The 1,690-nt window shown below is 32.7% G+C and carries 2 protein-coding genes; both read left to right on the forward strand.

Translation table 11 applies throughout. The annotated features are described in order from the left end of the window. Nucleotides 1–304: Kiwa anti-phage protein KwaB-like domain-containing protein (locus UIB65_RS09225; protein ID WP_330041106.1), on the forward strand; the 304-nt coding region annotated here is incomplete at its 5' end. Between the two features lie 120 nt (nucleotides 305–424). Then, the gene (locus UIB65_RS09230) at nucleotides 425–1,567 is read left to right on the forward strand and encodes an aldo/keto reductase (protein WP_330041107.1); all 1,143 of its coding nucleotides are present in this window, start codon (nucleotides 425–427) and stop codon (nucleotides 1,565–1,567) included. The last annotated feature ends 123 nt before the right edge of the window (nucleotides 1,568–1,690 follow it).

Consider the following 1,690-nt stretch of genomic DNA (forward strand, 5'->3'; position numbering starts at 1 on the left):
AATAAAGCAGGCAGAGTTGTTTGATAATGCAGATGATTTTATTGCTGATTGCCGTAATAATGGACGATATGTTACTAGATTAACAAAAGCTATCTTGGTGGAGAGTTTTAAAAACGTCAAGGATAATAAGAATAAGTTGCAGGATATTAAAAAGGATTACAAGCTCAATTTGGAATTTACGGATGATGGTAAAATTGTCTACAACAAAGAGCATGTGAATGAAATTCTGAATTTGCTTTTAGAACATTATGTTACGAGTGCTCTTACGGATAAGAGAATGTTAGCAAAAGCAATAGAAAAATAGGAATAGGTGATGAATGTGTTTAATAAATTGATGTTATTTGTATCGTCATATATACCATTATATATGCTGCTGATATTAAAAAATATATTTGAAAGAAAAAAGCTATTGTGGTGTATTTGAATGAAAAATTTAGGTATGGGAATGATGAGGCTTCCTCTTTTGGATGAAAATGACTTTACGAGCATTGATTATGAGCAGGTCAATCAGATGGTTGATGCATTTATGGATGCTGGTTTCAATTACTTTGATACAGCATTTATTTATCATGAGACTGTAGGTGAGCAGGCATTTAAAAAATGCGTCGCTGATAGATATCCTCGCGATTCATTTAAGATTGCAACCAAATTGCCTTTGTTTATAATTACTGAAGAGTCACAATTGGAACCTCTATTTTCACAGCAACTGGAAAACTGTGGTGTTGACTATTTTGATTATTTCATGTTGCATAATGTAAGCGGATTTACTGAAACTGCATGGAAAAATGTTGATTTGTATTCATTTATCCAAAAGAAAAAAGAAGAGGGATACATTAAGCATATTGGTATTTCCACTCATGGGAATGCCGAATTTTTAGAGGAAATCTTATTTGAACATCCGGAATTGGAGTTTGTATTGCTTCAAATTAACTATCTTGACTGGGAAGATGATAACATTGAATCTGCGAAATGTTTGGAAGTCGCAAGAAAGTACAATAAACAGGTAATGGTTATGGAACCTTATAAAGGCGGATTTTTAGCTGATGTACCTGAAGAGGCTGAAAAAATCATGAAGGAATATGCTCCTGATAGGTCTGTAGTTTCCTGGGCAATGAGATTTGTAGCCAATATTGATGATGTCTGTGTTGTGTTAACCGGTGCAAGCACTATCGATCAGCTTGAAGAAAACATCAAAGAAATTAAAAACGCTGATCCATTAAACGATGATGAATTAAAAGTTTTAGATGAAGTTTCACAGATTATCAACAGTAATATTACAGTCGACTGTACAAAATGCAGATACTGTGTTGATGCATGTCCCGAAGAAATTGACATTGCAAAGGTCTTTGATTTGTATAATAAACATAAACTTCTTGAACAGGATGACTGGACACAATTTGGAAATGCCTATTTGAATTATTCAAAGCTTGAAGGTGTTGGAATTGCTTCAGATTGCAGTGAATGCGAATCATGTATTGAAGAATGTCCTCAACAAATCAATATTCCCGAAGTTTTGAAGGATGTTGCAAAAACATTTGAAAATGAAATTTATGGATTTAATGAATAATCCATAATTTATTTTTTACAGCTGTTAAAACAAATGGTGGAAACGAATAGCTTCCACCATTACTCATAATATATTTTTCGCTAATATATTACTAAATTAATATTCCTCTTCATCAAAGAAGAA

The sequence above is a fragment of the Methanobrevibacter sp. genome, from assembly GCF_036307625.1.
Taxonomy (GTDB): Archaea; Methanobacteriota; Methanobacteria; order Methanobacteriales; family Methanobacteriaceae; genus Methanocatella.